This is a genomic window from Pseudomonas sp. Z4-20 (assembly GCF_051131955.1).
Taxonomy (GTDB): domain Bacteria; phylum Pseudomonadota; class Gammaproteobacteria; order Pseudomonadales; family Pseudomonadaceae; genus Aquipseudomonas; species Aquipseudomonas marvdashtae.
This window is the reverse complement of the sequence record NZ_CP071641.1, coordinates 4,277,204-4,304,183: the sequence shown is the minus strand read 5'-3', so window position 1 is coordinate 4,304,183 and position 26,980 is coordinate 4,277,204. Positions and strand designations below refer to the sequence as shown.

The following is a 26,980-nucleotide window of genomic DNA, read 5'->3' as shown; positions in this document are numbered from 1 at the left end:
CCGGTCAATTTTTATCCAGGCCTGATTGGTTACCTTGGCTCCAACGAAACAAGGGCAAGACCAGGAGGCCAGTCATGTTTTTCGATAATGTGGTGTTTGCCGGTGTGTTGACGGTCGGCCTCATGTTCGTGTTTTTCGCAGGTTTTGGATTATTCATCTGGAAAGACGCACACAAGCGCAAGAAGCTGTAGATCTTTCCAGCGACAACGAGCACGCAAGGCATTTTGGGCGACTTCGGTCGCCCTTTTTTTTTGCGCCGCGATTGTTGGACCTACAAAAGCAATGGCATAAAAAAAGGTGCGAACCGCAAGGGACGCACCTTTTTTACGCTCCGCTGGAAATCAGCTGCCGATGGCCTTGGAGGCCAGCCAGAACAGTGCGGCCGACAAGGCCACCGTGGCCGGCAGGGTCAACACCCAGGCCAGCAGGATGGTCCTGACCGTGCCGCCTTGCAGGCCGCTCTTGTTCGCGACCATGGTGCCCGCCACGCCGGAAGACAGCACGTGGGTGGTGGACACCGGAAGGCTGAATATATTCGCCGCGCCGATCATGCAGGCAGTGGTGATCTGGGCGGACATGCCTTGGGCATAGGTCATGCCTTGCTTGCCGATCTTCTCGCCGATGGTCAATACCACGCGTTTCCAGCCGACCATGGTGCCCAGGCCGAGTGCCAAGGCGACCGCCAGGATCACCCAGAATGGGGCGTATTCGGTGGTGGCGGTCAGGTCCTTGCGCAGCTTGTTCAGGTCGTCTTTTTCACGCGCCGCCAGCCCAGGCAACTTGCCGACTTTTTTCGCCGTGTCGTCGAGGCAGAGCAGGTAGCGACGCACTTCGATACGGCTTTCCGACGGCAGCGAGTGATAGTCCGCCACGCCTTTGAGGGTGTCTAGCAGCGCATTGATGGTCGGCTCGGTCTGCTGCGGGTTGCAACGGAATTTCTCCGGCAGGTCGCCTTCGACGCTTTTGCCCCAGGCCAGGAATTCGCCGAGGGACTCGTTGTTGCGCTTGTAGAACTGGCTCAGGTGCAGGGTCGCGTCGCGAGTGCGCTCGATCTGGTAGGTGGTGCTGTTCAGGTCGAGTACGAACTGCGCAGGCACGATACCGATCAATACCAGCATGATCAGGCCGATGCCTTTCTGGCCATCGTTGGAACCATGGACGAAGCTCACGGCCATGGCGGAAATCACCAGCACCAGGCGGTTCCAGAATGGAGGATGCTTCTTGTCATCGATCTTGCGGCGCTGTTCCGGCGTCTTGTGCATCTTCGACAGGGGACGCCACCATTTCAGGCCGATCAACACCAGGGCAGCGATCAGGAAACCGGCCATCGGCGAGAACACCAGGGAGGCACCGATGTCGATCGCCTTCTGCCAGTTCACGCCGTCGCCCAACGGAATATCGTTGATCAGGGCGTTGGCCAGGCCCACGCCGAGAATCGAGCCGATCAGCGTATGGGAACTGGAGGCCGGAATACCGAAGTACCAGGTGCCCAGATTCCAGGTGATGGCCGCTGCGAGCAGCGAAAACACCATGGCCAGTCCGTGCCCGGTGTTCACATTGATCAGCAACTCTACCGGCAGCAAGTGAACGATGGCATACGCCACGCCTACGCCGCCCAGCAGTACGCCGAGAAAATTGAACACACCGGAAAAGAACACCGCCAGGTGGGGCGGCATGGCTTTGGTGTAGATAACAGTGGCAACCGCGTTAGCGGTGTCATGAAAGCCGTTGATGAACTCGAAGGCGAGGACAAAAGCCAGGGCGAGCAAGAGGCTCACAAGCACCCAAGCATCCAGTCCGCTGAATAAATCGATCATGAAGGTTTTCTGACCCGGTCATAAGGGGGCGCGATTATGCCAGAAAACCGCGTTAATCGATGCATTGCCTGCTCATCGGTAACATTCTTCTACGAAATAACCGCGAGGAAACCTGCCCGGTCCTGGTTAGCCATGTGGATCGCAACCCTTTGTTTAGAAGGCCAAATGCCCTGTGGGCAGGGTTCGTATCGAGATGGGAAGGGAGTAGGAATAGTCGTAGGAAAAATCCAAAGCAGGACCTCCACTCAAGCTCTCCGATCGATGGCGCAGGAGCACAACGGCCCGCTTTTGGCGGGCGCTCGATGCCGGGGCGCCGGCCTGGGTGACGACCGGACACGGTAAGCAAGAACGTCCAGCCCCGGAAGCTAACCCTCTTCGGCCTTGAGTTCTTTTTCGATCTTCTGAAGTTCCTGGCTGAAAGCCTGGTCCTGAACGGTGGCGCGTTTACGCCAAGGTTTGCGTTCCGGTTCTGGTTGCGCGGCGTAAGTGGTGATTTCCCCGCCGTAAACTTCCTTGTAACGTTGTTCCTGGCGCTCAAGTTCCGCGCGCAGTTCGTCTTTCGTCACAGTATTACCTAATGAATTGAAATTAATCTGGTGATACGCACTGCATGCAGGCATGCAGACGGCCACGGCACCAGAGCTGACAGCTGACGTAGCATCAGGGCTTCGGATATTGCCGATACAGCGGAAGCGTCATGGGTGCTTCAGGCACCGGCTTTTGACACCATAGGGACTCACTGTGGTGCCGGAGACGGGCAAGCCTATTGGCCGCGCCGTCACCGAACGCATTATAGCGGTCTGCCTGAAGAACACTATCAGTAAACGTTAAACCGTACGTTGCCTTGTGTGAATTGATGTTTGTATGGGCTAGTTATGTAGACAGAGTTACACGCTGCACCACAAGTTCAAATATTGCTCGATCTGTTCAAGTCAATCGCGGCGCTGTCCTCAAGTTTCATTTGCCAGTAAGACGAGACGAATCAAATGGAACAAGCGGGGGGCGGGGCATTGCGATTATCGGTCGTCGGTTCGATAATCGAACGGTCTTGGCGATTCGGCCGTTGTCTGTCTGCCGGGTAGCCGCGTGTAATAGCCGTCATTCCCAGAGGACCCGACATGAACGACCAATTGCGCAATGCCTTCACGTCAGTCGCGCCGCCGATCGTTGCCTCGCCGGCCAAGCGGATCCAGGCCCTCACTGGCGACCCGGATTTCATGACATCGCTGGCCCGTGGGCTGGCCGTGGTCCAGGCCTTCCAGGAGCGCAAGCGGCACCTGACCATCGCTCAGATCAGCCACCGCACCGAAATCCCCCGCGCCGCGGTCAGGCGTTGCCTGCACACCCTGATCAAGCTTGGCTACGCGACCACCGATGGGCGCACTTATTCCTTGCTGCCCAAAGTGCTGACACTGGGCCATGCCTATCTGTCCTCGACGCCCTTGGCCGTTTCCGCCCAGCCGTATCTGGACCGCATGAGTGAACAGCTGCACGAGGCCTGCAACATGGCGACGCTCGAAGGCGACGATATTCTCTATATTGCGCGGTCGGCCACCACCCAGCGGCTGATTTCCGTGGACCTGTCCGTGGGTGGTCGCCTGCCGGCTTATTGCACATCGATGGGCCGGATTTTGTTGGCGGCCCTGGACGATGCTTCGCTGCGCGATTACCTGGACCATGCCGACCTGCAGGCCAAGACCAGCCGGACATTGCACACACCCGAGGCTCTGCTTGAATGCTTGCAGGAGGTTCGTCAACAAGGCTGGTGCATCGTCGATCAGGAACTGGAACAAGGCCTGCGCTCGATCGCCGTGCCGGTCTATGACGCTTCGGGTCAGGTGGTGGCTGCGCTGAACGTCAGCACCCACGCCGGGCGGGTCAGCCGCAACGAGCTGGAACAACGATTCTTGCCAGGCTTGCTAGGGGCCAGCCGGGACTTGAGCGCGCAGTTGTTCACGTAGCTGTTCGATAAACGCACACAGTCGGCCGCGCTGAATTGACGGTGTTTGCCTGGGCTCATTAATGTCGCGCAGCGTCATCTGGCGTTTCTTGCGTGGAATAAAAATAAAATGAACCAGCCCCAGACTTCCGTAGGCACTTGCCTCGATGTGCAGTCCTTTATCAATGCCCAACCCATCTCGCGCTATCAATGGCGGGTGGTGATTCTGTGTTTCCTGATTGTTTTCCTCGACGGCCTCGACACGGCCGCGATGGGTTTCATTGCGCCGGCACTGTCCCAGGATTGGGGCATCGACCGGGCCAGCCTTGGCCCGGTGATGAGTGCAGCGCTGATCGGCATGGTATTCGGCGCATTGGGTTCCGGCCCCTTGGCGGATCGCTTCGGGCGAAAAGTCGTGTTGGTGGGGGCCGTCGTGTTGTTCGGCGGGTTCAGCCTGGCGTCGGCGTACAGCACGAATGTCGACCAGCTGCTGGTGCTGCGCTTCCTCACGGGCCTGGGCCTGGGCGCCGGGATGCCGAACGCAACCACGTTACTTTCGGAATACACCCCGGAGCGCAAGAAGTCGCTGCTGGTCACGAGCATGTTCTGCGGCTTCAACCTCGGCATGGCCGCCGGCGGATTCATCTCGGCCAAGTTGATCCCTGCCTTTGGCTGGCACAGCCTGTTATTCATCGGCGGCGTCTTGCCATTGATCCTGGCGGTTGTGCTGCTGTTCTGGCTGCCAGAGTCGGCGCGTTACCTGGTGGTGCGCGATCGTGGCACCGATAAGGTGCGCAAGGCCCTGGCGCCGATTGACCCGCAGACCGTTGCCCACGCGGCGAGCTTCAGCGTCCCCGAACAGAAAACCGTAAAGGCGCGCAACGTGCTGGCGGTGATTTTCTCCGGTACCTACAGCGCCGGCACCCTGTTGCTGTGGCTGACCTATTTCATGGGGCTGGTGATTGTTTATCTGCTGACCAGCTGGCTGCCGACCCTTATGCGCGACAGCGGCGCGAGCATGGAACAGGCCGCGTTCATCGGCGCGTTGTTCCAGTTCGGTGGCGTATTGAGCGCGGTGGGCGTGGGCTGGGCGATGGATCGGTTCAACCCGCACAAGGTCATCGGCATTTTCTACTTGATGGCCGGGCTGTTTGCCTACGCGGTAGGGCAGAGCCTGGGCAACATTACCCTGCTCGCCACCTTGGTGCTGGTGGCCGGCATGTGCGTCAACGGCGCGCAATCGGCGATGCCGTCCCTGGCGGCGCGTTTCTACCCGACCCAGGGCCGGGCCACCGGGGTTTCCTGGATGCTCGGCATCGGCCGGTTTGGCGCGATTCTCGGTGCTTGGATGGGCGCGACATTGCTGGGCCTGGGCTGGAATTTCGAACAGGTCTTGACCGCGCTGGTGATTCCCGCAGCCCTGGCGACCACGGCTGTGGTGATCAAGGGCGTGGTCAGCCATGCGGATGCGACCTGAGTTATTCACCTGCACGAAACGCTGGGTCCGCACCTGTGGCGAGGGAGCAAGCAAGCCCCCTCGCCACGGTTTTAGTGTGTTTTCGAATTAAGGAAATATCGATAGCCAAGCAACAATCTGTTCGATAAACGAACACTTAGTCGATTATCGGATTGTTTTGGCGTTATCCCGAAGCTTAATCTTCAGGCATTCCGGCGCTGAACCTCGCGCCTTTTTCTTCATGCCGGTCCACTGGAAAACGGGAGCCTGCCCCATGGCTGAAATCCTTTCGCTGCACGACGCGGTGAAGCAATTCGTCAACGACGGCGATACCGTCGCGCTCGAGGGCTTTACCCATCTGATTCCGACGGCGGCGGGTCATGAAATCATTCGTCAGGGCAAGAAAGACCTGACCTTGGTGCGAATGACCCCGGACCTGATCTACGACCAGTTGATCGGCGCCGGTTGTGCTCGCAAACTGATTTTTTCCTGGGGTGGCAACCCCGGCGTGGGCTCCCTCCATCGGTTGCGCGACGCGGTCGAGAAGCAATGGCCGCACCCGCTGGAAATCGAGGAACACAGCCATGCCGACCTGGCCAACGCCTACGTCGCCGGCGCCTCCGGCCTGCCATTTGCGGTATTGCGAGCCTACGCCGGTTCCGACCTGCCGAAGGTCAACCCGCTGATCAAGAGCGTGACCTGTCCGTTCACCGGTGAAGTCCTCGCTGCCGTGCCTTCGGTGCGCCCGGACATCACGGTGATCCACGCCCAGAAAGCCGACCGCAAGGGCAACGTGCTGCTGTGGGGCATCCTCGGCGTGCAGAAAGAAGCCGCCCTGGCCGCCAAGCGTTGCATCGTCACCGTCGAAGAGATCGTCGACGACCTGAACGCGCCGATGAATGCCTGCGTACTGCCGACCTGGGCATTAAGCGCGGTGTGCCACGTACCCGGCGGCGCCCATCCGTCCTACGCCCACGGCTACACCGAACGTGACAACCGTTTCTACCAAGCGTGGGACCCCATCGCTCGGGACCGTGAGACCTTTACCGCATGGATCAACGAATACATCCACGGTACCCGGGATTTCAGTGAATTCCAGGCCCGGCTGGCAGCCGCTTCGCAGGTGAAACCATGACCTATACCACCAACGAAATGATGACCGTCGCTGCGGCGCGTCGCTTGAAAAACAATGCTGTGTGCTTCGTTGGCATCGGCCTGCCGTCGAAAGCGGCCAACCTGGCGCGGCTGACCTCGTCACCCGATGTCGTCCTGATCTACGAATCCGGCCCGATCGGCGCCAAGCCCAGCGTACTTCCGCTGTCCATCGGCGACGGTGAACTGGCGGAAACCGCGGACACTGTCGTACCGACCGGTGAGATTTTTCGCTACTGGTTGCAGGGCGGCCGTATCGACGTCGGTTTCCTTGGCGCCGCCCAGGTCGATCGTTTTGGCAACATCAACACCACGGTGGTCGGCGACTACCGCCAGCCCAAAGTGCGCCTGCCGGGTGCCGGTGGCGCGCCGGAAATCGCCGGTTCGGCCAAGAGCGTGTTGATCATCCTCAAGCAGTCGGCGCGTTCGTTTGTCGAAAAGCTGGATTTCATCACCTCGGTCGGCCATGGCGAAGGCGGCGATTCGCGCAAGCGTCTTGGCCTGCCGGGTGCCGGCCCCGTGGGCATCATCACCGACTTGTGCATCATGGAGCCGGAAGCTGGCAGTCATGAATTCGTGGTTACCGCGCTGCACCCGGGCGTGACCCGCGAGCAGGTCATTGCCGCCACCGGGTGGGCGATCCGTTTCGCCGACCAAGTGCAAACCACCGCCGAACCGACCGAAGTGGAGCTGCGCGCACTGCGCGACCTGGAAGCTCGTACCGCGGCGGCCCACGGCCAGGCGCCGGGAGAAGCTTGATGCGCGACGTGTATATCTGTGATGCGATTCGAACCCCTATCGGGCGGTTTGGCGGCGGTTTGTCCGCCGTGCGCGCCGATGATCTGGCGGCCGTGCCGATCAAGGCATTGATGGAACGTAATCCGTCGGTGGACTGGAGCGCGGTGGACGAGGTGTTCCTCGGCTGCGCCAACCAGGCCGGCGAAGACAACCGCAACGTGGCGCGCATGGCGCTGTTGCTGGCGGGTTTGCCGCAGAGCATTCCCGGCGTGACCCTCAACCGCCTCTGCGCCTCGGGCATGGACGCCATCGGCACGGCATTCCGCGCCATTGCCAGCGGCGAGATGGAGTTGGCGATTGCCGGCGGCGTGGAGTCGATGTCCCGCGCGCCGTTCGTGATGGGCAAGGCCGACGCGGCGTTCTCGCGCAACATGAAGCTGGAAGACACCACCATCGGCTGGCGCTTCATCAACCCGTTGATGAAAGCCCAGTACGGCGTGGACGCAATGCCGCAGACCGCGGACAACGTGGCCGATGACTACAGGGTGTCCCGCGCCGACCAGGACGCCTTCGCCGTGCGCAGCCAGCAACGCGCGGCAGCCGCCCAGGGAGCGGGTTTTTTCGCCGAAGAAATCGTTCCGGTGCGCATTGCCCATAAGAAAGGCGAAACCGTTGTCGAGCAGGATGAACATCCTCGCGCCGACACCACACTGCAAACCTTGAGCAAACTCAAACCAGTCAACGGCCCGGACAAGACCGTCACCGCCGGCAATGCCTCAGGCGTCAACGATGGCGCGGCGGCGATGATCCTGGCGTCGGCCGAAGCGGTGAAGAAACACGGCTTGACCCCTCGGGGTAAAGTGCTCGGCATGGCCAGCGCCGGGGTTGCGCCTCGGGTGATGGGCATTGGCCCGGTACCGGCGGTGCGCAAACTCACCGAGCGCCTCGGCCTGGCGGTCGCGGATTTCGATGTGATCGAACTCAATGAAGCGTTTGCCAGCCAGGGCCTGGCGGTGCTGCGTGACTTGGGGCTGGCGGACGATGCGCCGCAGGTCAATCCGAACGGCGGCGCTATTGCCCTCGGGCATCCACTGGGCATGAGCGGGGCGCGCTTGGTCATGACGGCGCTGCACCAGTTGGAAAAGACCGGCGGCAAGAAAGGCCTGGCGACCATGTGCGTTGGCGTCGGCCAGGGCCTGGCGCTGGCCATCGAACGCATCTGACGGGTCGTCTACCAATAAGAAATCGAGGAATGCTTCATGACTGACAAGCCTGGTTATCGTCGCCCTCAAGCGGGCACCCAGCCGGAGTATTTGCACCCGCCGTACCAGTCCACCAACCTGCGCTCGCCGTCCAAGCCGTTGGTGTATTTGCCTCACTCGCTGTCGGAAATTACCGGGCCGACTGTAGGCGCTGACCGCTTGCAGGAGAAAGATCACGACCTCACCGCCCAACATGCCGGCGAACCATTGGGTGAGCGGATCATCATTCACGGGCGCGTGCTGGATGAGCACGGCCAGCCGGTGCCGGGCATCTTGGTGGAGATCTGGCAAGCCAACGCCGCCGGTCGCTATAACCACGACCGTGACAAACACGATGCGCCGCTGGACCCGAACTTCACCGGCACCGGTCGCACCGTGACCGATGCCGATGGCTGGTATCAGTTTCAGACGATCAAGCCCGGCGCCTACCCGTGGGGTAATCACCACAACGCCTGGCGCCCGGCGCATATCCATTTCTCACTGTTCGGGCCGAGTATCCTGACGCGGCTGGTGACGCAGATGTATTTTCCTGGCGACCCGCTGCTGGAATACGACCCGATCTACAACTGCGTGCCGGACGCCCGTGCCAAGGAACGCCTGATCGCCCGTTTCGACCTGGAAAAAACCATCCCCCACTACGCCCTCGGTTATCGCTGGGACATCGTCTTGCGCGGCCGCGAAGCCACGCCGATGGAGAAATAAGATGACGCTCAACGCCACTACGTCCCACACCGTCGGCCCGTACTACCACATCGGCCTGACCTGGCTGAACCGCGAAGACCTGACCGTCGCTCAGACCCTGGGCCAACGCGTGGCGATCACCGGGCAGGTGATCGACGGCGACGGCCAGTTCGTCAACGATGCGATGCTGGAAGTCTGGCAGGCCAACGCCGCCGGCAAGTACGCCCACCCGGAGGACGACCAGGACAAGCCTCTGGACCCGCACTTCGAAGGCTTCGGCCGGGTGCCGGTGGATGCCGAAGGGCGCTTTCGTTTCACCACGATCAAGCCGGGCACGGTGCCGGGCCTCGGCGGCACGACCCAAGCGCCGCATCTGGTGGTGCTGGTGTTCGCGCGCGGACTGGTCAAGCATCTACTGACGCGCATCTACTTCGACGGCGAACAGGCCAACGGGGCCGATCCGTTGCTGGCCTGCGTGCCCGAAGAGCGCCGGAGCACAATCGTCGCCAAGCCTGATGCGTCGGGCGTGTACCAGTGGAACGTGATCCTGCAGGGCACGGATGCCGAGACGGTGTTCTTCGATTACTGATTGAAAACCCCCGTGGCGAGGGAGCTTGCTCCCGCTGGCTTGCGCAGCAAGCCCATGGCAGGCGAAGCGGTGTATCAAAGCAGTGCGGAGCCTGGTTTTGCGACTGCTGCGCAGCCGAGCGGGAGCAAGCTCCCTCGCCACGGATGGCCAGACTGTGGAACGGGACTGTTACCAAGTGTGTCTAGACGTGGTCAGTCCCCAACGAGTGAATAACCCATGACCACCCCAATCAGCCACTACACCGGTGAGGAACGCAGCAAGCGCATCTTCGCCATCGTCGGTGCCTCATCCGGCAATCTGGTCGAATGGTTCGACTTCTACGTCTATGCGTTCTGCGCGATTTATTTCGCCCCGGCGTTCTTTCCCTCGGACAACCCGACGGTGCAACTGGTCAACACGGCCGGCGTGTTCGCCGCCGGCTTCCTGATGCGGCCCATCGGCGGCTGGATTTTCGGCCGGGTGGCGGACCGTCACGGGCGCAAGAATTCGATGATGATCTCGGTGATGATGATGTGCTTCGGCTCGTTGCTCATCGCCTGCCTGCCGACCTACAAGGACATCGGCGTCTGGGCACCGGTGCTGCTGTTGTTCGCGCGTTTGTTGCAAGGCCTGTCGGTGGGCGGTGAATACGGCACCACCGCCACCTACATGAGCGAAGTCGCCCTCAAGGGCCAACGCGGCTTTTTCTCCTCGTTCCAGTACGTGACGCTGATCGGCGGGCAACTGTTGGCGGTGTCGCTGGTAGTGGTCCTGCAACAATTTCTCAGCGAAGAAGAGTTGCGCGCCTATGGCTGGCGTATCCCATTCGTGGTGGGCGCCGCGGCCGCATTGATTTCGCTGTTCCTGCGGCGCTCCCTGAAGGAAACCAGCAGCAAGGAAATGCGCGAAAACAAGGACGCCGGCAGCATTGCGGCGCTGTTTCGCGACCACAAGGCCGCGTTCATCACCGTGCTGGGCTACACCGCCGGCGGTTCGCTGATTTTCTACACCTTCACCACCTACATGCAGAAATACCTGGTGAACACCGCCGGCCTGCACGCCAAGACCGCCAGCTACATCATGACCGGCGCGCTGTTCCTCTATATGTGCATGCAGCCGCTGTTCGGCATGCTGGCGGACAAGATCGGCCGACGTAACTCCATGCTCTGGTTCGGTGCCCTGGGGGCGTTGTGCACGGTGCCGATCCTGCTGACCCTCAAAAGCACCAGCAGCCCGTTCCTGGCGTTTGTCCTGATTACGTTGGCGCTGGCGATCGTCAGTTTCTACACCTCCATCAGCGGCCTGGTGAAAGCTGAAATGTTTCCACCGCAAGTGCGGGCGCTGGGAGTAGGGTTGGCTTACGCGGTGGCCAATGCGATTTTTGGTGGATCGGCCGAATACGTCGCCTTGAGCCTGAAGGCCCAGGGCATGGAGAACGCCTTTTATTGGTATGTCACGGTGATGATGGTGGTGGCGTTCCTGTTCAGCCTGCGCCTGCCCAAGCAACCGAAGTATTTGCAGCATGATCTTTAAGGCATCCACCTTGCGAAGGACTGTTTATGAGCGAACGACCGGGCAATCAGCTGTTCGATGCCTATTTCACCGCCCGCGACATGCGCGAGGTGTTCTGCGATGCGGGGCGGGTCCAGGCGATGCTGGATGTCGAGGCGGCCCTGGCCCGGGCCGAGGCGCGGGTAGGGTTGATTCCCCAAGACGCAGTGGCGTCGATCGAGAACGCCTGTCGCGCCCAGCTGTACGATTTTTCGCAGTTGAGCGAAGCAATCGCCAGCGCCGGTAACTCGGCAATCCCGCTGGTCAAGGCGCTGGGCAAGCGCATCGCCGCCCAGAGCACCGAGGCTGAGCGCTACGTACACCTGGGCGCCACCAGCCAGGATGTGATGGACAGCGGGTTGGTGCTGCAATTGCGTCAGGCGTTGGGCCTGATCGAGGCAGAGCTGGCGCAACTGGCGGGCGCCCTGGCCCGACAAGCCGAACGCTACGCCGCCACGCCGTTGGCCGGGCGCACCTGGTTGCAACACGCCACGCCAGTCACCCTGGGCATGAAAATCGCCGGTTGGCTGGGGGCGATCACCCGCAGTCGCCAGCGCTTGAAAGAGCTCAAACCACGCCTGCTGGTGCTGCAGTTTGGCGGCGCCTCCGGGACGCTCGCCGCCTTGGGTGACCAGGCGCTGCCGGTCGCCGAAGCCTTGGCCGCCGAACTGCAACTGACCCTGCCGGAACAGCCGTGGCACACCCAGCGCGATCGTTTGGTGGAGTTCGGCGCGGTGCTGGGCTTGCTCGCCGGCAGCCTGGGCAAGTTGGGGCGCGACGTCAGCCTGTTGATGCAAACCGAGGCCGGCGAAGCGTTCGAACCCTCCGCGCCGGGCAAGGGCGGTTCTTCCACTATGCCGCACAAGCGCAACCCGGTGGGCGCGGCGGTGTTGATTGGCGCGGCGACGCGGGTGCCAGGCCTGGTGTCGACGTTGTTCAGCGCCATGCCTCAAGAACATGAACGTAGCCTGGGCCTGTGGCACGCCGAATGGGAAACCCTGCCGGAAATCTGCTGCCTGGTCTCCGGCGCCCTGCAACAGGCGCGGCTGCTGGCCGAAGGGCTGGAAGTGGATGCGGCGCGCATGGCCCGCAACCTGGAACTGACCCAAGGGCTGGTGCTGGCCGAAGCGGTGAGCATCGCCCTGGCCCAGCGGGTTGGCCGCGACACGGCGCATCATTTGCTGGAGCAATGCTGCAAGCGCGCCGTGGCTGAACAGCGGCATCTACGTGCGGTGCTGGGAGACGAACCCCAGGTCACCGCGCAGTTGTCCGCAACCGAGCTTGATCATCTGCTCGACCCGGCGCACTACCTCGGCCAGGCCCAGACCTGGGTTGCCCGGGCCGTGGCCGAACACCTTGCCTTGAACGCCTGAAAGGAGATTGTTGTGGGATTGGTCAAACTCGCCGATGGCGAACTGAACTATTGTTTGGATGAGCGGCGATTGGACGGGCCACAAGACGCCCCGGTGCTGGTGCTCTCCAACTCCCTGGGCACCGATCTGCACATGTGGGATGAGCAGGTCGCGGCCTTCAGCGAACACTTTCGCGTGCTGCGTTTCGACACCCGCGGCCACGGCCAGTCGCTGGTCACCGAAGGCCCCTACAGCATCGAACAGCTGGGCCGCGATGTGCTGGCGATGCTCGATCAGTTAAACATCGACAAGGCGCATTTCTGTGGCTTGTCCATGGGCGGCTTGATCGGCCAGTGGCTGGGGATCAATGCCGGCGAGCGCCTGCACAAATTGGTGGTGTGCAACACCGCCGCCAAGATCGGCGACCCGTCGGTGTGGAACCCGCGCATCGAAACCGTGCTGCGTGACGGCAAGGCCGCGATGGTGGCCTTGCGTGATGCCTCGATTGCCCGTTGGTTCACGCCTGATTTTGCCGAGGCCCATCCGGACAAGGCCAAGCAAATCACCGACATGCTCGCCGCGACGTCGCCTCAGGGCTACGCGGCCAATTGTGCCGCCGTGCGCGATGCCGATTTCCGCGCGCAGTTGTCTGCGATTCGCGTGCCGCTGTTGGTGATCGCCGGCACTGAAGATGCCGTGACGCCGCCGTCGGGTGGGCACTTTATCCAAGAGCGGGTCAGTGGCGCCGAGTACGCCGAGTTCCATGCCGCGCACCTGTCCAATGTCCAGGCCGGCGCGGCGTTCAGCGCGCGGGTCCTGGATTTCCTGATTGATTCTGGCCGTGCCTGAGGAGTTTTTTGTGGACGAGAAACAACGTTACAACGAAGGCATGCAAGTACGCCGCGCGGTGCTGGGCGATGCCCATGTCGATCGCAGCCTTGATGCCCTGACTGAATTCAACAGCGAATTCCAGGAAATGATCACCCGCCACGCCTGGGGCGACATCTGGACCCGCCCGGGCCTACCGCGCCATACCCGCAGCCTGATCACCATCGCCATGTTGATCGGCATGAACCGTAACGAGGAACTCAAGCTGCACCTGCGCGCCGCCGCCAACAACGGCGTGAGCCGCAGCGAGATCAAGGAAGTGATCATGCAGAGCGCTATTTATTGCGGCATCCCGGCGGCCAATGCGACGTTTCATTTGGCCGAGTCGGTTTGGGATGAACTGGGCGTTGAATCCCGGGGTTAAGAATCGCCCCCAATCGTCCATGGGATCGGGCTTGCTCGCGATAGCGATGGGTCAGTTGGCATCGACACCCGCTGACCCATCACTTTGGCTTACAACAAGCTGATCGGGTAGCTGACGATCAAGCGGTTCTCATCGAACTCATTGACGTTGAAATCCCGGCGCATCGTCGAGTTGCGCCACTTTACATTCAGGCTCTTCAGCGCGCCGCTCTGCACGGTGTAGGCCAGTTCACTTTCACGACCCCATTCCTTGCCATCGTCAACGGTGGCGGTGTGCACGTTATCGCCGCTGATGTAGCGGTTCATCAGGGTCAGGCCCGGCACGCCGACAGCGGCGAAGTTGTAGTCGTGGCGCACTTGCCAGGATTTTTCCTTGGCGTTGTCGTAGCTGGAGTTATAGCTGTCGTTCGCCAGGGTGCCGCCGCTGGTGCCGTTGACGCGCATCCAGGCATCATCGCCGCCGACTTTCTGCAGGCCGACGTAGAAGGTGTTGCCGCCGTATTTGGCCGAGAGCATGGCGAATGCGGTTTTGTTGTCCAGGTCGCCGGCCAAGGCACTGCCATTTTCCTTGCCGATGAAGTAGCCAAGGTTGGCGCCCAGGGTCCAGTCGCCCATGGGTTGGCTGTGGGTCAGGTTGAAATATTGCTGCTGGTAGATGTCAGACAGTTCCGCGTACCAGACGCCCACCTGGGTGCGTTTTTCGTTGAAGGCGTATTCGCCGCCACCGAAGTTGAAGCGGTCGGAGGTGAACGCGCCGCGGCCGTTCATCGACATGTCTTCCATGCTCGCGTCGTTGCGCGGGCTGTTGCCACGGAACTGGCCGCCGTAAAGGCTCAGGCCGTTGATTTCGGTCGAAGTCACCTGGCCGCCACGGAAGGTTTGCGGCAGGGAACGACCGTCGTCGGAACGCAGGATCGGCAGCACCGGCATCCATTCGCCGACTTTCAATTCGGTCTTCGACACTTTGGCCTTGAGGGCTACACCCAGGCGACCGTAGTCATCGGCGGGGCGGCCATCGTCATGAATCGGCAACAGGGACGTGTTCGCCGTGCCACGGCCACCGTCGAGCTTGACCGCGTACATGCCCAGGATGTCCAGGCCGAAACCGACCGTGCCTTGGGTGAAACCGGACTTGGCATCGAGGATGAAACTCTGGGTCCATTCCTCGGCTTTGCCCTGGGCATTGTCCGGGTTGGTGAAGTTGCGGTTGATGTAGAAGTTGCGAAGGTTGAGATTGACCTTGGCATCCTCGACGAAGCCCGATTCCGCGGCCAGGACGGGCAGGGCGGTGCTGGTCAGGGCGACGGCAATGAGGCTTGGGAACAAGTGCTTTGTGGGCTTCATGGGCGTTGTCTCTATTTTTGTGGACGAAGCGAGTCGTTGCCGCACTTTTGAGGTGCAGACGGTACGGGTGTAGCCAGGGTCGTCAGGGCGATCGGGATCAGCCGGGTGAGGCGGGGCGTCTGGGCATGGTGTCGAACCTGTTGTTATTGGTTTTGTGCGAGCGATGGTGAAGCGCGGGTCGGGATCGGTTCAATTGCCGTTTGCGGGTTTTGGGCGATTATCGAACAGCAAAAAATGAGCGAATGGTGGGGGCGCTTGTTCTGGGTATATATCCATTGCTGCGGTGATGGCCGCTGGCGGTTTCGCTCTTACAGCGACTCACTTTTATGAAGCGTAAAAGTAAGCAAAACGCTTTTGCCCCACCACTTGGCACCTCGCTTGAGCTCGGTGTGCCCTCACTCCGGCATTGCTCCGTGGGCCCGCCGCGAAGGGCCATCCATGGCCCAGCGCGGCTATCCCGGCATCCATGCCGGGATGCCCACTGCGCAATACCTACGTTCGGCCAGCGTGGTTAACGGGGCGCCCGAGATCAACGTCCACCGCGAGGCGGCCTGATAGCCGACCTGTTTCTTGATGGAATCGCGTTTCTCCTGTGAGAGCTTGCCCAGGATAACGATGGGTCAACTGGCATGGATGACGAAAGTACCTTGGTACTTCATTCCCACGGGAAATGCCGCTTTCTAGAGCACACCAAAACTCGTGGCGAGGGTATCGTATTCCTTAAGTGCAGCAGCAACGCTGCGGACTCGTCGCAAGCAGACTCACTCACAGGGGAAACGCGGACTCATCAAGAACCAGGTCGGCTCTACGGCCGCCTCGTGGCGGACGTTGATCTCGGCGCCCCATTAACCACGCTGGCCGAACGCAGGTATTGCGCAGTGGGCATCCCGGCATGGATGCCGGGATAGCCGCGCTGGACCATGGATGGTCCTTCGCGGCGGGCCCACGGAGCAATGCCGGAGTGCGGGCACACCGAGCCTAAGCGAGGTGCCGAGTGGTGGGGCAAAAGCGTTTTGCTTACTTTTACGCTTCATAAAAGTGAGTCGCTGTAAGAGCGAAACCGCCAGCAGCCGTGGCCGCAGCAATGGATATGTACTCAGTCAACAACGTCCCGCGAGCTGTCAGGCCGCCATCCCGAGCAAGATTTGTAGCCGGTCTGACAGACGCGACGACTTTTCCGACGAGGTTTTAAGGTTGCTGCTCGGAAGCGATATCTCTAGCTTGTCAGTGTCGCTGCCAACTCAGCGACCGGGACTGCAAGCCCGTCGAATTCGTTAGGCGCCAGCGCCCGGACCCAATGTCTCGGGCTCCAATCGATGCAGGAGCGCCGTCATGAAAAAACATCATCCTTCTTCGCCATCAGAGAGCACCTTCCCCTACAACGACCCCGATCCAGAAAAGCTCCAAGAGGCCGCAGACCGAGCACTCGATTACCATCTGGGCACCACTCCCGACCCCAAACCCAAGACCTCATCCACTCAAGTTTTCACCGTCATCGATACCCTCGACACCGAGTGCCTACTGGTAAATCTCAGCGAAACCCTGGCCTCAGCCAGTGCCATGGTCAACGACCTGGCGTTCGATCTGGAAGGCTCTCGGCGACATGTCGCGTTAGGCGTGGTGCAGATGATCGACTTGAGTGAGTTGTTGGCCAATCGAGCGCTGGATCTCGTCGATCCCCGTTAGCCTAATCGGACCGTATTGTGGCGAGGGGATTTATCCCCGTTGGGCTGCGTAGCAGCTCATACGCCCGCCACCTCGGTTCATCAGTTTTTTTCGCATCGAGCCTTTGGGGTTGCTGCGCAACCCAGCGGGGATAAATCCCCTCGCCACAGAGTTGTGTGTTGAACTCGGAGACTTATTAATCCTTGAAAACAAAAAGCCCACCTTTTCGGTGGGCTTCGTGTTCAGCATTCAAGCATCCATCAGAACAGCTTCGTCTCTGGCGCTTTCTCCGCGATCGGCTCGTGCTTGCCGGTCTCGGCATTCCAACCACCGCCCAGTGCCTTGTACAAATTGACCTCGCTGGTCAGCTGCGAAAGGCGGTCAGTGATCAGCGATTGTTGCGCGCTGAAAAGCTGGCGCTGGGCATCAAGGAAGGTCAGGTTGCTGTCGACACCGATGCGGTAGCGCCGCTCGGCCAGGCGGTAGTAGTCCTGGTTGGCTGCGACGAAGTCGGTCTGCGCCTGCAACTGTTCGTTGTAGGTCTGGCGCGCGGCCAGGCCGTCCGAGACTTCCTGGAACGCCGTCTGAATAGACTTCTCGTAGTTGGCCACGTTGATGTCTTTTTGGATCTTGGCGTAATCCAGGCTTGCCCGCAGGCTGCCGGCGTTGAAGATCGGCAGGTTGATCTGCGGCGCGAAGGACCAGGTGCCCGAGCCGCCCTTGAACAGGCCGGACAGGTCCGGGCTCAGGGTGCCGGCGTTGGCCGTCAGGCTGATGCTCGGGAAGAACGCGGCCCGCGCGGCACCGATGTTGGCGTTGGCGGCCAGCAGGTTGCGTTCGGCCTGGAGGATGTCCGGGCGCCGTTGCAGCAGGTCCGACGGCAAACCGGCCGGCACTTCGCTCAGCAGGTCATCGCTCAGCGGTTGGGTGCGCAGGTTGGCCGGCAGGCCGGTGCCCAGCAGCAGGGTCAGGCTGTTTTCATCCTGGGCCACCTGACGGGTATAACGGGCCAATTGCACCCGGGCGTTTTCCACCGCCGTACGTGCCTGGCTCAACTCCAGGGCCGAGGCCACGCCGACTTCGGCGCTGCGCGAGGTCAGCTTCAGGCTTTGCTCGTAAGTGCCCAGGGTGTCCTGGGTCAGCTTGAGCAGTTCCTTGTCGGCCTGCCAGGTCAGGTAGGCGTTGGCGACGTTGGCCACCAGGCTGATCTGCGTGCTGCGGCGGGCTTCTTCGGTAGCGAAGTAGTTCTGCAGCGCTTGCTCGCTCAGGCTGCGGACGCGGCCGAACAAATCCAGCTCATAGGCGCTGATGCCCAAAGTCGCCGAGTAGGAACTGGTGATTGCTGCTTCACCGGTTTGCGAGGCCCGTGCCGGCACCCGCTGACGGTTGCCGGAGCCCGTGGCCGAGACCGCCGGGAACAGGTCCGCCCGCTGGATGCGGTATTGCGCGGCGTAGGCATCGATGTTCAGGGCCGCGACGCGCAGGTCGCGGTTGTTTTCCAGGGCGACCTGGATCAGCTGTTGCAGCGCCGGGTCATGGAAGAACTGTTTCCAGCCTTGCTCGGCAGCGGCCTGGCCGGGTGCCTTGGCCGGCTCGTAGGCCGGACCTTGCGGGTACTGGGCCGCGACCGGTGCTTCGGGCCGCTGGTAGTCGGGAATCAGCGAGCAACCGCTGAGCACGACGGCGGCGATGGTCAGGGAAAGTAGCGACTTGCTCATTGGCCAGCCTCTTTAGAAGTTTCAGGAGTGTTGTCCTGGTCGATATTTTTTCGGCGACCCATCGACGACACCGTCACGAAGAACAAGGGCACCCAGAAGATTGCCAGGATGGTCGCGGTGAGCATACCGCCAATCACGCCGGTACCGATGGCGTGCTGGCTGCCCGAACCGGCGCCGGTGGAGATCGCCAGCGGAACCACGCCGAGGACGAACGCCAGGGACGTCATGATGATCGGTCGCAGACGCATCCTACAGGCTTCGATGGCGGCTTCCGTCAAGGTCTTGCCCTGTTCATGGAGTTCCTTGGCGAACTCGACGATCAGGATGGCGTTTTTCGCCGCCAGCCCGATGGTTGTCAACAGGCCCACCTGGAAGTACACGTCATTGGACAGGCCGCGCAGGCTGGTGGCCAGCAGGGCACCGATGATCCCCAGTGGCACCACGAGCATGACCGCGATCGGAATCGACCAGCTTTCATACAGCGCCGCCAGGCACAGGAACACCATCAGCAGTGACAATGCATACAACGCCGGCGCCTGGGAACCCGACAGGCGTTCCTCGTACGACAGGCCAGTCCAGGAAATACCGACACCGGCCGGCAGCTTCTTGGCGATGGCTTCTACTTCGGCCATCGCTTCACCCGTGGAGTAACCCGGAGCCGGGGCACCGAGGATTTCCATCGCTTCTACGCCGTTGTAACGGGCCAGTTTTGGCGAGCCGTAGATCCATTCTCCCTTGGCAAACGCAGTGAACGGCACCATGGTCCCGGCGCTGTTGCGCACGTACCACTTCTGCAGGTCTTCCGGGCTCATGCGCGCGCCCGGCTGGCCTTGTATGTACACCTTCTTCACACGACCACGGTCGATGAAGTCGTTCACATAGCTACTGCCCAAGGCAATCGACAGGGTGTTGTTGATGTCCGAAAGGGTAATGCCTAGCGCGCTGGCCTTCTCGTCGTCAATTTCCAGTTGATATTGCGGTTCGTCGTTCAGGCCGTTCGGACGCACCTGGGACAGGATCTTGCTTTGCGAAGCCATGCCCAGGAACTGGTTGCGGGCTTCCATCAACTTGTCGTGGCCGATACCGGCGCGGTCCTGCAGGAACACGTCGAAACCGGTCGCGTTCCCCAGCTCCAATACCGCTGGCGGGGCGAAGGCGAACACCATGGCGTCGCGGAAGGAGAAGAAGTGCTGCTGGGCGCGCGCGGCGATTTTCGACACGCTGTTGTCGGCGTTCCGCTCGTCCCAAGGACGCAGCATGATGAAGGCCATGCCGGAGCTCTGGCCACGACCGGCGAAGTTGAAGCCGGTCACGGTGAACACCGAAGCCACGCCGTCGCCTTCACCGCCATCCTTGCTCGGACGCAGCAGGAACTCACGCATCTTGTCCACTACCACCTGGGTGCGTTCGGCGCTGGAGCCGGCCGGTGTCTGCACCTGGGCGAACAGTACGCCCTGGTCTTCTTCCGGCAGGAACGCCGTCGGGATGCGGGTGAACAGCCAGATCATGCCGACCACGATAATCAGGTAGGCCAGCAGGTACGGCGCCTTGTGCTTGAGCATATTGCCCACGCCCCGCTCGTAGCTGCGGACACTGCGGTCGAAATTACGGTTGAACCAGCCGAAGAAGCCGCGTTTCGGCGTGCCGTGCTCACCCTTCGGAATGGCCTTGAGCATGGTGGCGCACAGGGCCGGGGTGAAGATCAGGGCAACCAGCACCGACAGGGCCATGGCCGAGACGATGGTGATGGAGAACTGCTTGTAGATCACGCCGGTGGAACCGCTGAAAAATGCCATCGGCAGCAGTACCGCCGAGAGCACCAGGGCAATGCCCACCAAGGCGCCCTGGATCTGGCCCATGGACTTCTTGGTGGCCTCCTTGGGCGACAGGCCTTCTTCGCTCATCACCCGTTCGACGTTCTCCACCACGACAATGGCATCGTCCACCAGCAAGCCGATGGCCAGCACCATGCCGAACATGGTCAGGGTGTTGATGCTGAAGCCAAACGCCGCGAGGATCCCGAAGGTACCCAGCAATACCACCGGCACCGTCATCGTAGTGATGATGGTGGCGCGGAAGTTCTGCAGGAAAAGGAACATCACCAGGAATACCAGCACGACCGCTTCGACCAGGGTTTCAACCACACCCTTGATCGATTCGCTCACCACCGGCGTGGTGTCATACGGGAACACCACTTCCATGCCTTGCGGGAAGAACGGCTTGAGATCGTCGATGGTCTGGCGCAGGGCCTTTGCCGTGTCGAGGGCGTTGGCGCCGTTGGCCAGTTTCACCGCCAGGCCGGATGCCGGGGCGCCGTTGAACTGGGCGCTGATGCTGTAGTTTTCACCGCCCAGGCCCACATCGGCCACGTCGCCGACGCGCACTTGCGAACCGTCCGGGTTGACCTTGAGCAGGATCGCCTTGAACTGCTCGGCGGTCTGCAGACGGGTCTTGCCGATGATGGTGGCGTTCAGTTGCTGGCCGGGCAGGGCGGGCAAGCCGCCGAGTTGGCCGGATGAAACCTGGACGTTCTGCGCGGCGATGGCGGTTCTCACGTCTACCGGGGTCAGGTTGAAATTGTTCAACTTGGCCGGGTCGAGCCAGATCCGCATCGCGTACTGGGCGCCGAAGACCTGGAAGTCACCGACACCCGCGGTGCGCGAGATCGGGTCCTGCATGTTGGACACGATGTAGTTGGACAGATCGTCCTTGGTCATGCTGCCGTCGCGCGACACCACGCCGATGACCATCAGGAAGTTCTTCACCGCCTTGGTCACACGGATGCCCTGTTGCTGCACTTCTTGCGGCAGCAGCGGGGTGGCCAGGTTCAGCTTGTTCTGCACCTGGACCTGCGCGGTATCGGAGTTGGTGCCCTGCTCGAAGGTCGCGGTGATGGTCATGCTGCCATCGGAGTTACTTTCCGACGATACATAACGCAGGTTGTCGATGCCGTTGAGCTGTTGCTCAATGACCTGGACCACGGTGTCCTGCACGGTTTGTGCGGACGCGCCTGGGTAAGTCACCTGGATCGCAATGGCTGGCGGCGCGATGCTCGGGTATTGGTTGATCGGCAATTTGAGGATCGATAGAGCACCGACCAGCATGATCACCAGGGCGATCACCCAGGCGAAAATCGGACGGTCGATAAAGAATTTCGACATGGTTTACTCCCCTTTGCCGCCGGCGGCTTTGTCAGCTGCCTGGGCGGGGGCCGGGTTGTTTGCGCCAACGTTGGTGGCTTCGGTGGCTTTGACTTCCACCCCTGGCCGTACGTACTGCAATCCTTCGGTAATCAAGCGATCGCCGGCCTTGAGGCCGTCTTCGATCAGCCACTGGCTGCCAACGGTGCGGCTGGCCTTGAGCTGGCGCAGTTCGACCTTGTTGTCCGCGCCAACGACCAATGCGGTCGGCATGCCCTTGAGATCGCGAGTCACGCCTTGCTGCGGCGCGAGGATTGCCGCGCTGTTCACGCCGGCCTGCAGTTGCGCATGAACGAACATGCCTGGCAGCAGCGTGTGGTCAGGGTTTGGGAACACGGCGCGCAAGGTCACCGAACCGGTGGTCTGGTCGACCGACACCTCGGAAAATTCCAGTTTGCCCTCGTGCGGGTACTGGCTGCCGTCTTCCAGGGTCAACTTGACCATGGCGGCGTTGTCGCCAGCCTTTTGCAAACGACCGCTTTCAAGTTCACGGCGCAGTTGCAACAACTCGACGGAGCTCTGCGTCACGTCGACATAGATCGGGTCCAGCTGCTGGATGGTCGCCAGGGCATCGGTCTGGCCGTTGCTCACCAGCGCACCTTCGGTCACCGACGAGCGGCCGATGCGGCCGGAAATCGGTGCATAGACCTTGGTGTAGCGCACGTTGATCTGGGCGGTCTGCAGGTTGGCTTCCGACTCCAGGCGATTGGCCACGGCGGTGTCGTATTCCTGGCGGCTGACGGCCTGTTCGTCCACCAACTGCTTGTAGCGGTCGGAAATCGACTTGGTGGACCGCAGGTTCGCCTCGGCGCTCTTGAGGGTCGCTTCATACACGGCCGGGTCGATCTGGTACAGCTGCTGGCCGGCCTTGACGTCGGCGCCTTCCTTGAACAGGCGCTTGAGAATGATCCCGTTGACCTGTGGCCGTACTTCCGCGACGCGAAACGCGCTGGTGCGGCCCGGCAGTTCCGAGGTCAAGGTAAAAGGTTGGGTCTTGAGGGTTACAACGCCGACCTGAGGGGGCGGTGCGGCAGGTGCCGCCTCTTCCTTTTTGCATCCGCTGAGCAGCGATGCCAGGGCGATGGCAGTAACCAGAGCGGTAACAGCTGGCTTGAATTGCATGGAAATCCTCGGGTCCAGGCGCGTAATGGGCGCGCTCGAAAAATGAAAGATGAAAAAAGAGCGAGATACGCAATTAGTAGGATGCTAAGAAATATACTTACGTACACGGTTGTTTGTAAACAGCCAAATTGCGTACCATCCGGATTTACAAAAGCCTGACAAAGGCCAATGTGGGGCGGGGACGCGACCTGACAGGCGCTGCCTCATAGCTTGTCCTGCTGATCCTTACGCATTGCTTACGCATCCTGATTGAGGTGTTTACTGCCATGGTCCGTCGTACCAAAGAGGAAGCGCTGGAGACTCGCAGCCAGATACTCGAAGCGGCCGAAAAAGCGTTTTTCGAACGAGGCGTGGCGCGCACGACGCTGGCCGATATCGCCATGCTCGCCGGCGTGACGCGTGGCGCGATCTACTGGCATTTCAGCAACAAGGCGGACTTGCTCCAGGCCATGCTTGACACCTTGCATGAGCCGCTCGATGAACTGGCCCGCGCCAGCGAAAACGAAGAGGAGCTTGACCCTCTGGGCTGCGTGCGCAAGCTGCTGGTGCGGTTGTTCCAACAGGTGGCCCTGGACCCGAAAACCCGACGCATTAATGAGATCCTGTTCCATAAGTGCGAGTTCACCGATGAAATGTGTGACTTGCGACAGCAGCGACGAGAGGTCAGCCTCGATTGCAATGTGCGAATTGCGCTGTCGTTGCGCAATGCAATGAAACGCGGCCAATTGCCGCATGACCTTGACCCGGAAAGGGCCGCCGTGGCGATACATGCCTACATCGACGGCATCCTCTACCAATGGCTGTTGGCCCCCGACAGCTTCGCACTGGCGGGCGAGGCCGAGCGCTGGGTGGAGATCGGGCTGGATATGCTGCACCTGAGCCCGAGCCTGCGCAAATGAAACAAAATGCGTAATTGCGTCGCTTTGTGTCAATAGCCGATCCTAACGTACCCCGCTGGGCCTGATCCCGGCGGGGTACTTTATATAGCTGCTCCGGCGCCTTTGACAGGCGGCGAGCCGGCTATTTTGTAGGGAAATTGTTGCGTGTTGGTTAAGTCGCGTCTCGGTCGGGCACTCCCCTTGGTAGGCGCAGGGGTAAAGCCGATCAGCTCGGGTTGTTATCGTCGACTGTCAGGCTAATGGTGTAGCTGAACGGCGCTTCAGTCATTTTTTGGGTGATGACAGCTTTGCAACTGTAGTTGTCATTGCCAGAAGTATTAACTGTTTTACTCCAGCGAGGGTTGTAGCTGGGCTCCGACCAGCCAGGAATAATGGGAACTTCGAGTCGAGTGGCAAGTTGGCAAATATGGCCGTTGATTTCATAAGTCAGGTTGAACTGGATGGGCGAGATTTTTCTGAGTGTGGGTTGCCAGCCGGACGTCGGGTAAGTGAAGGTCCTTTGAAAAGGGATGTTTATATTGCGCAGCTTGTTCGGCGCTACGTCGTAGCCCGAAGTAGGATAGTCGGGTGGCAGAACCGAAAGATGTGTCAATTTCAACGTGTCCGAACTGTTGTTCGTGACTTGAACCAATACGGCAGTGTCCGCCAGGGCGCTGCTGATAAATACTGGCGTCAGTACGGCAGCCAGGGTGAAACGCTTTAAGTCATTCATGATGGACTCTTCCATGAGCACAGATGCAGTTGGGTTTGCATGAGCTGTTTGATGTATAAGTTATTTGCTGTTGGGCGGTGATATAACTGGGGTGTTTGTCACTGTCTCAGCGCATTTATTATTATCGAGTTCCAGGTGATCAATCCAGCGAGCGGGTTGTTTGGGTTGTTTTATGATGTGTCGTCACTGTGTGGGTGGGCATGGGTTGTTGATGGGGTAAGTGTGCCAGGCATAAAAAAGCCCCGGCGTCTTTCAATGCCGAGGCTTTTGCATATACAGCGGTCGTGAACTTACATGACGGGATAATCGATATAACCCACCGGTCCCTTGGCATAAAAGGTTTCCGGATGCGCTTCGTTCAGCGGTGCATCGGTTTTCAAGCGTGCCGGCAGGTCCGGGTTGGCAATGAACGGCACACCGAACGCCACGGCGTCGGCCTTGCCCTCGGCCAGCCAGGCATTGGCGCTCTCCTTGGTGAAGCGTTCGTTGGCAATGTACGGGCCGCCGAAGGCTTGCTTGAGTTGTGGGCCGATGCTGTCTTCGCCTTCTTTTTCCCGGGAGCAGATGAAGGCGATGCCACGCTTGCCCAATTCACGAGCCACGTAGCTGAAGGTTTCCAGGCGGTTCTCGTCGCCCATGTCATGGGAGTCGGCACGCGGTGCCAAGTGCACGCCAACACGGCCGGCGCCCCAGACTTCGATGGCGGCGTCGGTCACTTCCAGCAGCAGGCGCGCACGGTTCTCCAGGGAACCGCCGTAGTTGTCGGTGCGCTGGTTGGTGCTGCTTTGGAGGAACTGGTCAAGGAGGTAGCCGTTGGCGCCGTGGATTTCCACGCCGTCGAAACCGGCGGCCTTGGCGTTCTCGGCACCCACCCGGTAGGCGTCGACGATGTCGGCGATCTCAGCGGTTTCCAATGCGCGTGGGGTCGGGTAGTCGGCCAGCGGCCGCACCAGGCTCACGTGGCCCTTTGGCTGGATGGCGCTCGGCGCGACCGGAAGTTCACCGTTCAGATAGGAAGGATGCGAGATTCGCCCCACATGCCACAGTTGCAGGAAGATCTTGCCGCCGGCGCCGTGGATGGCCTTGGTCACGTTGGCCCAACCGCGTACCTGGTCGTTGGACCAGATCCCCGGGGTATCCGGATAGCCCACGCCCATCGGCGTCACCGAAGTGGCTTCGCTGAGGATCAACCCGGCGGAGGCGCGTTGCACGTAATACTCGGCCATCAGCGCGTTGGGCACACGGCCCGCGTCAGCGCGGCAGCGGGTCAGCGGAGCCATGATGATGCGGTTCTTCAGCTCGATGTCGCCGAGTTTGATAGGGTCGAAAATTGTCGCCATGAAATAACAACCTCGCAAGTAAAAGGATTAAAGGTCAGTGAGTGGCAGGCGCCAGGCCGGCATTGCCGCCCTGGCGGAAAGTAATCAGGGTCACCAGCAGCGCCAGCACGGCGAGTGCGCCAGCAGCCAGGGGCACGGCGGTCAGGCCCAGGCCATGGGCGATGACGCTGCCGCCGACCCAGGCGCCCAAGGCGTTGCCGATGTTGAAGGCGCCGATGTTCAAGGTGGAAACCAGGTTCGGCGCATCTTTGCCGAAGGTCACCACGTTGACTTGCAGCGCCGGCACCGCGGCGAAGCACGCCGTGGCCCAGAGGAACAGGGTGATTTCAGTCGGGATCAGCGCCACGCTGGTCCAGCTCAGTACCGTTGAGACCACCGCCATGGCGATGAAAACGCCCATCAGTGTGTTGACCAGGCTCTTGTCCGCTAGCTTGCCGCCAATGATGTTGCCCAAGGTCAGACCCAGGCCGATCAACACCAGGGTCCAGGTCACGCCACGGGGCGATACGCCGGTGACTTCGCCCAGCAACGGGGCGACGTAGGTGAACAAGGTGAACACCGAGGCGGAGAACAGCGCGGTGATGCCCAGGGACAGCCACAGGCCGGCGCCTTTGAGCGCCACCAGCTCCGAACGCATGTCGAGTTTTTCCTCGTCGCGCTTGGCCGGCAGGAAGCGGATCAGGCCGATCAGCGCAATCACGCCGATGACCGTCACCGCCCAGAAGGTCGAGCGCCAACCGGCTTCCTGGCCCAGGGCGGTGCCCAACGGTACACCGAGCACATTGGCCAGCGTCAGGCCGGTGAACATCAGGGCAACCGCCGAAGCGCGCTTGTTAGGCGCTACCAGCCCGGCCGCCACCACCGAACCGATGCCGAAGAACGCACCGTGGCACAGAGCGGTAACGACCCGGGCGAACATCAACACGTTGTAGTCACTGGCGATGGCACAAAGCAGGTTGCCGACGATGAATATCCCCATCAACACCACCAGCGCTGCCTTGCGCGGCAGTCGCGCAGTGGCCAGGGCCATGAACGGTGCTCCGATGGCCACGCCGAGGGCGTAGCCGGTCACCAGCCAGCCGGCGCCGGGAATCGAGACGCCCAAATCCGCCGCCACATCGGGCAACAGGCCCATGATGACGAATTCCGTCGTGCCGATGGCGAAGGCGCTCAGCGCCAGGATGATGAGTGAAAGGGGCATGTCGAATCCTTG

The 26,980-nt window shown here is 61.0% G+C and carries 24 protein-coding genes; 15 read left to right on the top strand and 9 right to left on the bottom strand.

Annotation, left to right across the window (positions count from 1 at the left end):
* Positions 1–74: 74 nt before the first annotated feature.
* The gene (gene ccoM / locus J3P82_RS19670; protein WP_276568887.1) at positions 75–191 is read left to right on the top strand and encodes a cytochrome c oxidase subunit CcoM; all 117 of its coding nucleotides are present in this window, start codon (positions 75–77) and stop codon (positions 189–191) included.
* Between the two features lie 150 nt (positions 192–341).
* On the opposite strand, the gene J3P82_RS19665 is transcribed toward ccoM, so the two are convergent.
* Positions 342–1,817: an inorganic phosphate transporter gene (locus tag J3P82_RS19665; protein WP_434558299.1), complete on the bottom strand. Its 1,476-nt coding sequence runs from the start codon at positions 1,815–1,817 to the stop codon at positions 342–344.
* 365 nt (positions 1,818–2,182) lie between these two features.
* Positions 2,183–2,383: a hypothetical protein gene (locus tag J3P82_RS19660; protein ID WP_434558298.1), complete on the bottom strand. Its 201-nt coding sequence runs from the start codon at positions 2,381–2,383 to the stop codon at positions 2,183–2,185.
* Positions 2,384–2,935: 552 nt separating this feature from the next.
* On the opposite strand from J3P82_RS19660, the gene pcaR reads away from it, so the two are divergent.
* The 11 genes from pcaR to pcaC all read left to right on the top strand — a co-directional run bounded on the left by pcaR (position 2,936) and on the right by pcaC (position 13,768).
* Positions 2,936–3,778: a pca regulon transcriptional regulator PcaR gene (pcaR, locus tag J3P82_RS19655; protein WP_053119186.1), complete on the top strand. Its 843-nt coding sequence runs from the start codon at positions 2,936–2,938 to the stop codon at positions 3,776–3,778.
* Between the two features lie 108 nt (positions 3,779–3,886).
* Positions 3,887–5,233 carry an MFS transporter gene (locus tag J3P82_RS19650; protein ID WP_434558297.1) on the top strand — a complete coding sequence of 449 codons (1,347 nt, stop codon included), beginning with the start codon at positions 3,887–3,889 and terminating at the stop codon, positions 5,231–5,233.
* 253 nt (positions 5,234–5,486) lie between these two features.
* Positions 5,487–6,347 (top strand): CoA transferase subunit A, encoded by an 861-nt coding sequence (locus J3P82_RS19645; protein WP_072409760.1) that lies wholly within the window; start codon positions 5,487–5,489, stop codon positions 6,345–6,347.
* Positions 6,344–7,123: a CoA-transferase subunit beta gene (locus J3P82_RS19640; RefSeq protein ID WP_434558296.1), complete on the top strand. Its 780-nt coding sequence runs from the start codon at positions 6,344–6,346 to the stop codon at positions 7,121–7,123. The genes J3P82_RS19645 and J3P82_RS19640 overlap by 4 nt, the downstream gene beginning before the upstream one ends.
* On the top strand, positions 7,120–8,325 hold the full coding sequence (gene pcaF, locus J3P82_RS19635; protein ID WP_434558295.1) for a 3-oxoadipyl-CoA thiolase: 1,206 nt from the start codon (positions 7,120–7,122) through the stop codon (positions 8,323–8,325). Before J3P82_RS19640 ends, pcaF begins: the two co-directional genes overlap by 4 nt.
* Before the next feature lie 36 nt (positions 8,326–8,361).
* Entirely contained in the window at positions 8,362–9,066 is a 705-nt protein-coding gene (pcaH, locus tag J3P82_RS19630; RefSeq protein WP_434558294.1) for a protocatechuate 3,4-dioxygenase subunit beta, read from the top strand.
* A 1-nt stretch (position 9,067) separates the two neighbouring features.
* Positions 9,068–9,634: a protocatechuate 3,4-dioxygenase subunit alpha gene (pcaG, locus tag J3P82_RS19625; RefSeq protein ID WP_434558293.1), complete on the top strand. Its 567-nt coding sequence runs from the start codon at positions 9,068–9,070 to the stop codon at positions 9,632–9,634.
* A gap of 216 nt (positions 9,635–9,850) precedes the next feature.
* Entirely contained in the window at positions 9,851–11,146 is a 1,296-nt protein-coding gene (locus J3P82_RS19620; protein WP_434558292.1) for an MFS family transporter, read from the top strand.
* Between the two features lie 26 nt (positions 11,147–11,172).
* The gene (locus tag J3P82_RS19615) at positions 11,173–12,537 is read left to right on the top strand and encodes a 3-carboxy-cis,cis-muconate cycloisomerase (protein WP_434558291.1); all 1,365 of its coding nucleotides are present in this window, start codon (positions 11,173–11,175) and stop codon (positions 12,535–12,537) included.
* 12 nt (positions 12,538–12,549) lie between these two features.
* Positions 12,550–13,365: a 3-oxoadipate enol-lactonase gene (gene pcaD, locus J3P82_RS19610; protein ID WP_434558290.1), complete on the top strand. Its 816-nt coding sequence runs from the start codon at positions 12,550–12,552 to the stop codon at positions 13,363–13,365.
* A 10-nt stretch (positions 13,366–13,375) separates the two neighbouring features.
* On the top strand, positions 13,376–13,768 hold the full coding sequence (gene pcaC / locus J3P82_RS19605; protein ID WP_434558289.1) for a 4-carboxymuconolactone decarboxylase: 393 nt from the start codon (positions 13,376–13,378) through the stop codon (positions 13,766–13,768).
* An 89-nt stretch (positions 13,769–13,857) separates the two neighbouring features.
* Here the strand turns inward: pcaC and J3P82_RS19600 are convergent, their stop codons facing one another.
* A complete protein-coding gene (locus J3P82_RS19600; RefSeq protein WP_434558288.1) occupies positions 13,858–15,111 on the bottom strand; it encodes an OprD family porin in 1,254 nt (417 codons plus the stop codon).
* 378 nt (positions 15,112–15,489) lie between these two features.
* Here J3P82_RS19600 and J3P82_RS19595 point away from each other — a divergent pair, with 378 nt between their 5' ends.
* Together J3P82_RS19595 and J3P82_RS19590 are read left to right on the top strand one after the other, a co-directional pair.
* Positions 15,490–15,666 carry a nucleoid-structuring protein H-NS gene (locus J3P82_RS19595; protein WP_434563981.1) on the top strand — a complete coding sequence of 59 codons (177 nt, stop codon included), beginning with the start codon at positions 15,490–15,492 and terminating at the stop codon, positions 15,664–15,666.
* 777 nt (positions 15,667–16,443) lie between these two features.
* A complete protein-coding gene (locus J3P82_RS19590) occupies positions 16,444–16,797 on the top strand; it encodes a DUF6124 family protein (RefSeq protein WP_434558287.1) in 354 nt (117 codons plus the stop codon).
* Between the two features lie 239 nt (positions 16,798–17,036).
* Here J3P82_RS19590 and adeC read toward each other — a convergent pair whose 3' ends face one another.
* From adeC to J3P82_RS19575, 3 genes are read right to left on the bottom strand one after another with little or no spacing between them, the layout of a single operon-like run.
* The gene (gene adeC / locus J3P82_RS19585; protein WP_434558286.1) at positions 17,037–18,494 is read right to left on the bottom strand and encodes an AdeC/AdeK/OprM family multidrug efflux complex outer membrane factor; all 1,458 of its coding nucleotides are present in this window, start codon (positions 18,492–18,494) and stop codon (positions 17,037–17,039) included.
* Positions 18,491–21,655, bottom strand: coding sequence for an efflux RND transporter permease subunit EmhB (gene emhB, locus J3P82_RS19580; protein ID WP_434558285.1), 3,165 nt, complete (start codon positions 21,653–21,655; stop codon positions 18,491–18,493). Before emhB ends, adeC begins: the two co-directional genes overlap by 4 nt.
* 3 nt (positions 21,656–21,658) lie before the next feature.
* Positions 21,659–22,816, bottom strand: coding sequence for an efflux RND transporter periplasmic adaptor subunit (locus tag J3P82_RS19575; RefSeq protein WP_434558284.1), 1,158 nt, complete (start codon positions 22,814–22,816; stop codon positions 21,659–21,661).
* 266 nt (positions 22,817–23,082) lie between these two features.
* On the opposite strand from J3P82_RS19575, the gene J3P82_RS19570 reads away from it, so the two are divergent.
* Positions 23,083–23,715 (top strand): TetR family transcriptional regulator, encoded by a 633-nt coding sequence (locus J3P82_RS19570; RefSeq protein ID WP_434558283.1) that lies wholly within the window; start codon positions 23,083–23,085, stop codon positions 23,713–23,715.
* 205 nt (positions 23,716–23,920) lie between these two features.
* Here J3P82_RS19570 and J3P82_RS19565 read toward each other — a convergent pair whose 3' ends face one another.
* From J3P82_RS19565 to J3P82_RS19555, 3 genes are all read right to left on the bottom strand, one after another.
* Entirely contained in the window at positions 23,921–24,427 is a 507-nt protein-coding gene (locus tag J3P82_RS19565; RefSeq protein ID WP_434558282.1) for a hypothetical protein, read from the bottom strand.
* A gap of 290 nt (positions 24,428–24,717) precedes the next feature.
* On the bottom strand, positions 24,718–25,767 hold the full coding sequence (locus tag J3P82_RS19560) for an alkene reductase (RefSeq protein WP_434558281.1): 1,050 nt from the start codon (positions 25,765–25,767) through the stop codon (positions 24,718–24,720).
* Between the two features lie 34 nt (positions 25,768–25,801).
* Positions 25,802–26,968: an MFS transporter gene (locus J3P82_RS19555; protein WP_434558280.1), complete on the bottom strand. Its 1,167-nt coding sequence runs from the start codon at positions 26,966–26,968 to the stop codon at positions 25,802–25,804.
* Positions 26,969–26,980: the final 12 nt, after the last annotated feature.

Coding starts and splice junctions, on each gene's coding strand:
- ccoM (WP_276568887.1), top strand. CDS start 75: ATGTTTTTCGATAATGTGGTGTTTGCCGGTGTGTTGACGGTCGGCCTC.
- J3P82_RS19665 (WP_434558299.1), bottom strand. CDS start 1,817: ATGATCGATTTATTCAGCGGACTGGATGCTTGGGTGCTTGTGAGCCTC.
- pcaR (WP_053119186.1), top strand. CDS start 2,936: ATGAACGACCAATTGCGCAATGCCTTCACGTCAGTCGCGCCGCCGATC.
- J3P82_RS19650 (WP_434558297.1), top strand. CDS start 3,887: ATGAACCAGCCCCAGACTTCCGTAGGCACTTGCCTCGATGTGCAGTCC.
- J3P82_RS19645 (WP_072409760.1), top strand. CDS start 5,487: ATGGCTGAAATCCTTTCGCTGCACGACGCGGTGAAGCAATTCGTCAAC.
- J3P82_RS19640 (WP_434558296.1), top strand. CDS start 6,344: ATGACCTATACCACCAACGAAATGATGACCGTCGCTGCGGCGCGTCGC.
- pcaH (WP_434558294.1), top strand. CDS start 8,362: ATGACTGACAAGCCTGGTTATCGTCGCCCTCAAGCGGGCACCCAGCCG.
- pcaG (WP_434558293.1), top strand. CDS start 9,068: ATGACGCTCAACGCCACTACGTCCCACACCGTCGGCCCGTACTACCAC.
- J3P82_RS19620 (WP_434558292.1), top strand. CDS start 9,851: ATGACCACCCCAATCAGCCACTACACCGGTGAGGAACGCAGCAAGCGC.
- J3P82_RS19615 (WP_434558291.1), top strand. CDS start 11,173: ATGAGCGAACGACCGGGCAATCAGCTGTTCGATGCCTATTTCACCGCC.
- J3P82_RS19600 (WP_434558288.1), bottom strand. CDS start 15,111: ATGAAGCCCACAAAGCACTTGTTCCCAAGCCTCATTGCCGTCGCCCTG.
- J3P82_RS19590 (WP_434558287.1), top strand. CDS start 16,444: ATGAAAAAACATCATCCTTCTTCGCCATCAGAGAGCACCTTCCCCTAC.
- adeC (WP_434558286.1), bottom strand. CDS start 18,494: ATGAGCAAGTCGCTACTTTCCCTGACCATCGCCGCCGTCGTGCTCAGC.
- emhB (WP_434558285.1), bottom strand. CDS start 21,655: ATGTCGAAATTCTTTATCGACCGTCCGATTTTCGCCTGGGTGATCGCC.
- J3P82_RS19575 (WP_434558284.1), bottom strand. CDS start 22,816: ATGCAATTCAAGCCAGCTGTTACCGCTCTGGTTACTGCCATCGCCCTG.
- J3P82_RS19570 (WP_434558283.1), top strand. CDS start 23,083: ATGGTCCGTCGTACCAAAGAGGAAGCGCTGGAGACTCGCAGCCAGATA.
- J3P82_RS19565 (WP_434558282.1), bottom strand. CDS start 24,427: ATGAATGACTTAAAGCGTTTCACCCTGGCTGCCGTACTGACGCCAGTA.
- J3P82_RS19560 (WP_434558281.1), bottom strand. CDS start 25,767: ATGGCGACAATTTTCGACCCTATCAAACTCGGCGACATCGAGCTGAAG.
- J3P82_RS19555 (WP_434558280.1), bottom strand. CDS start 26,968: ATGCCCCTTTCACTCATCATCCTGGCGCTGAGCGCCTTCGCCATCGGC.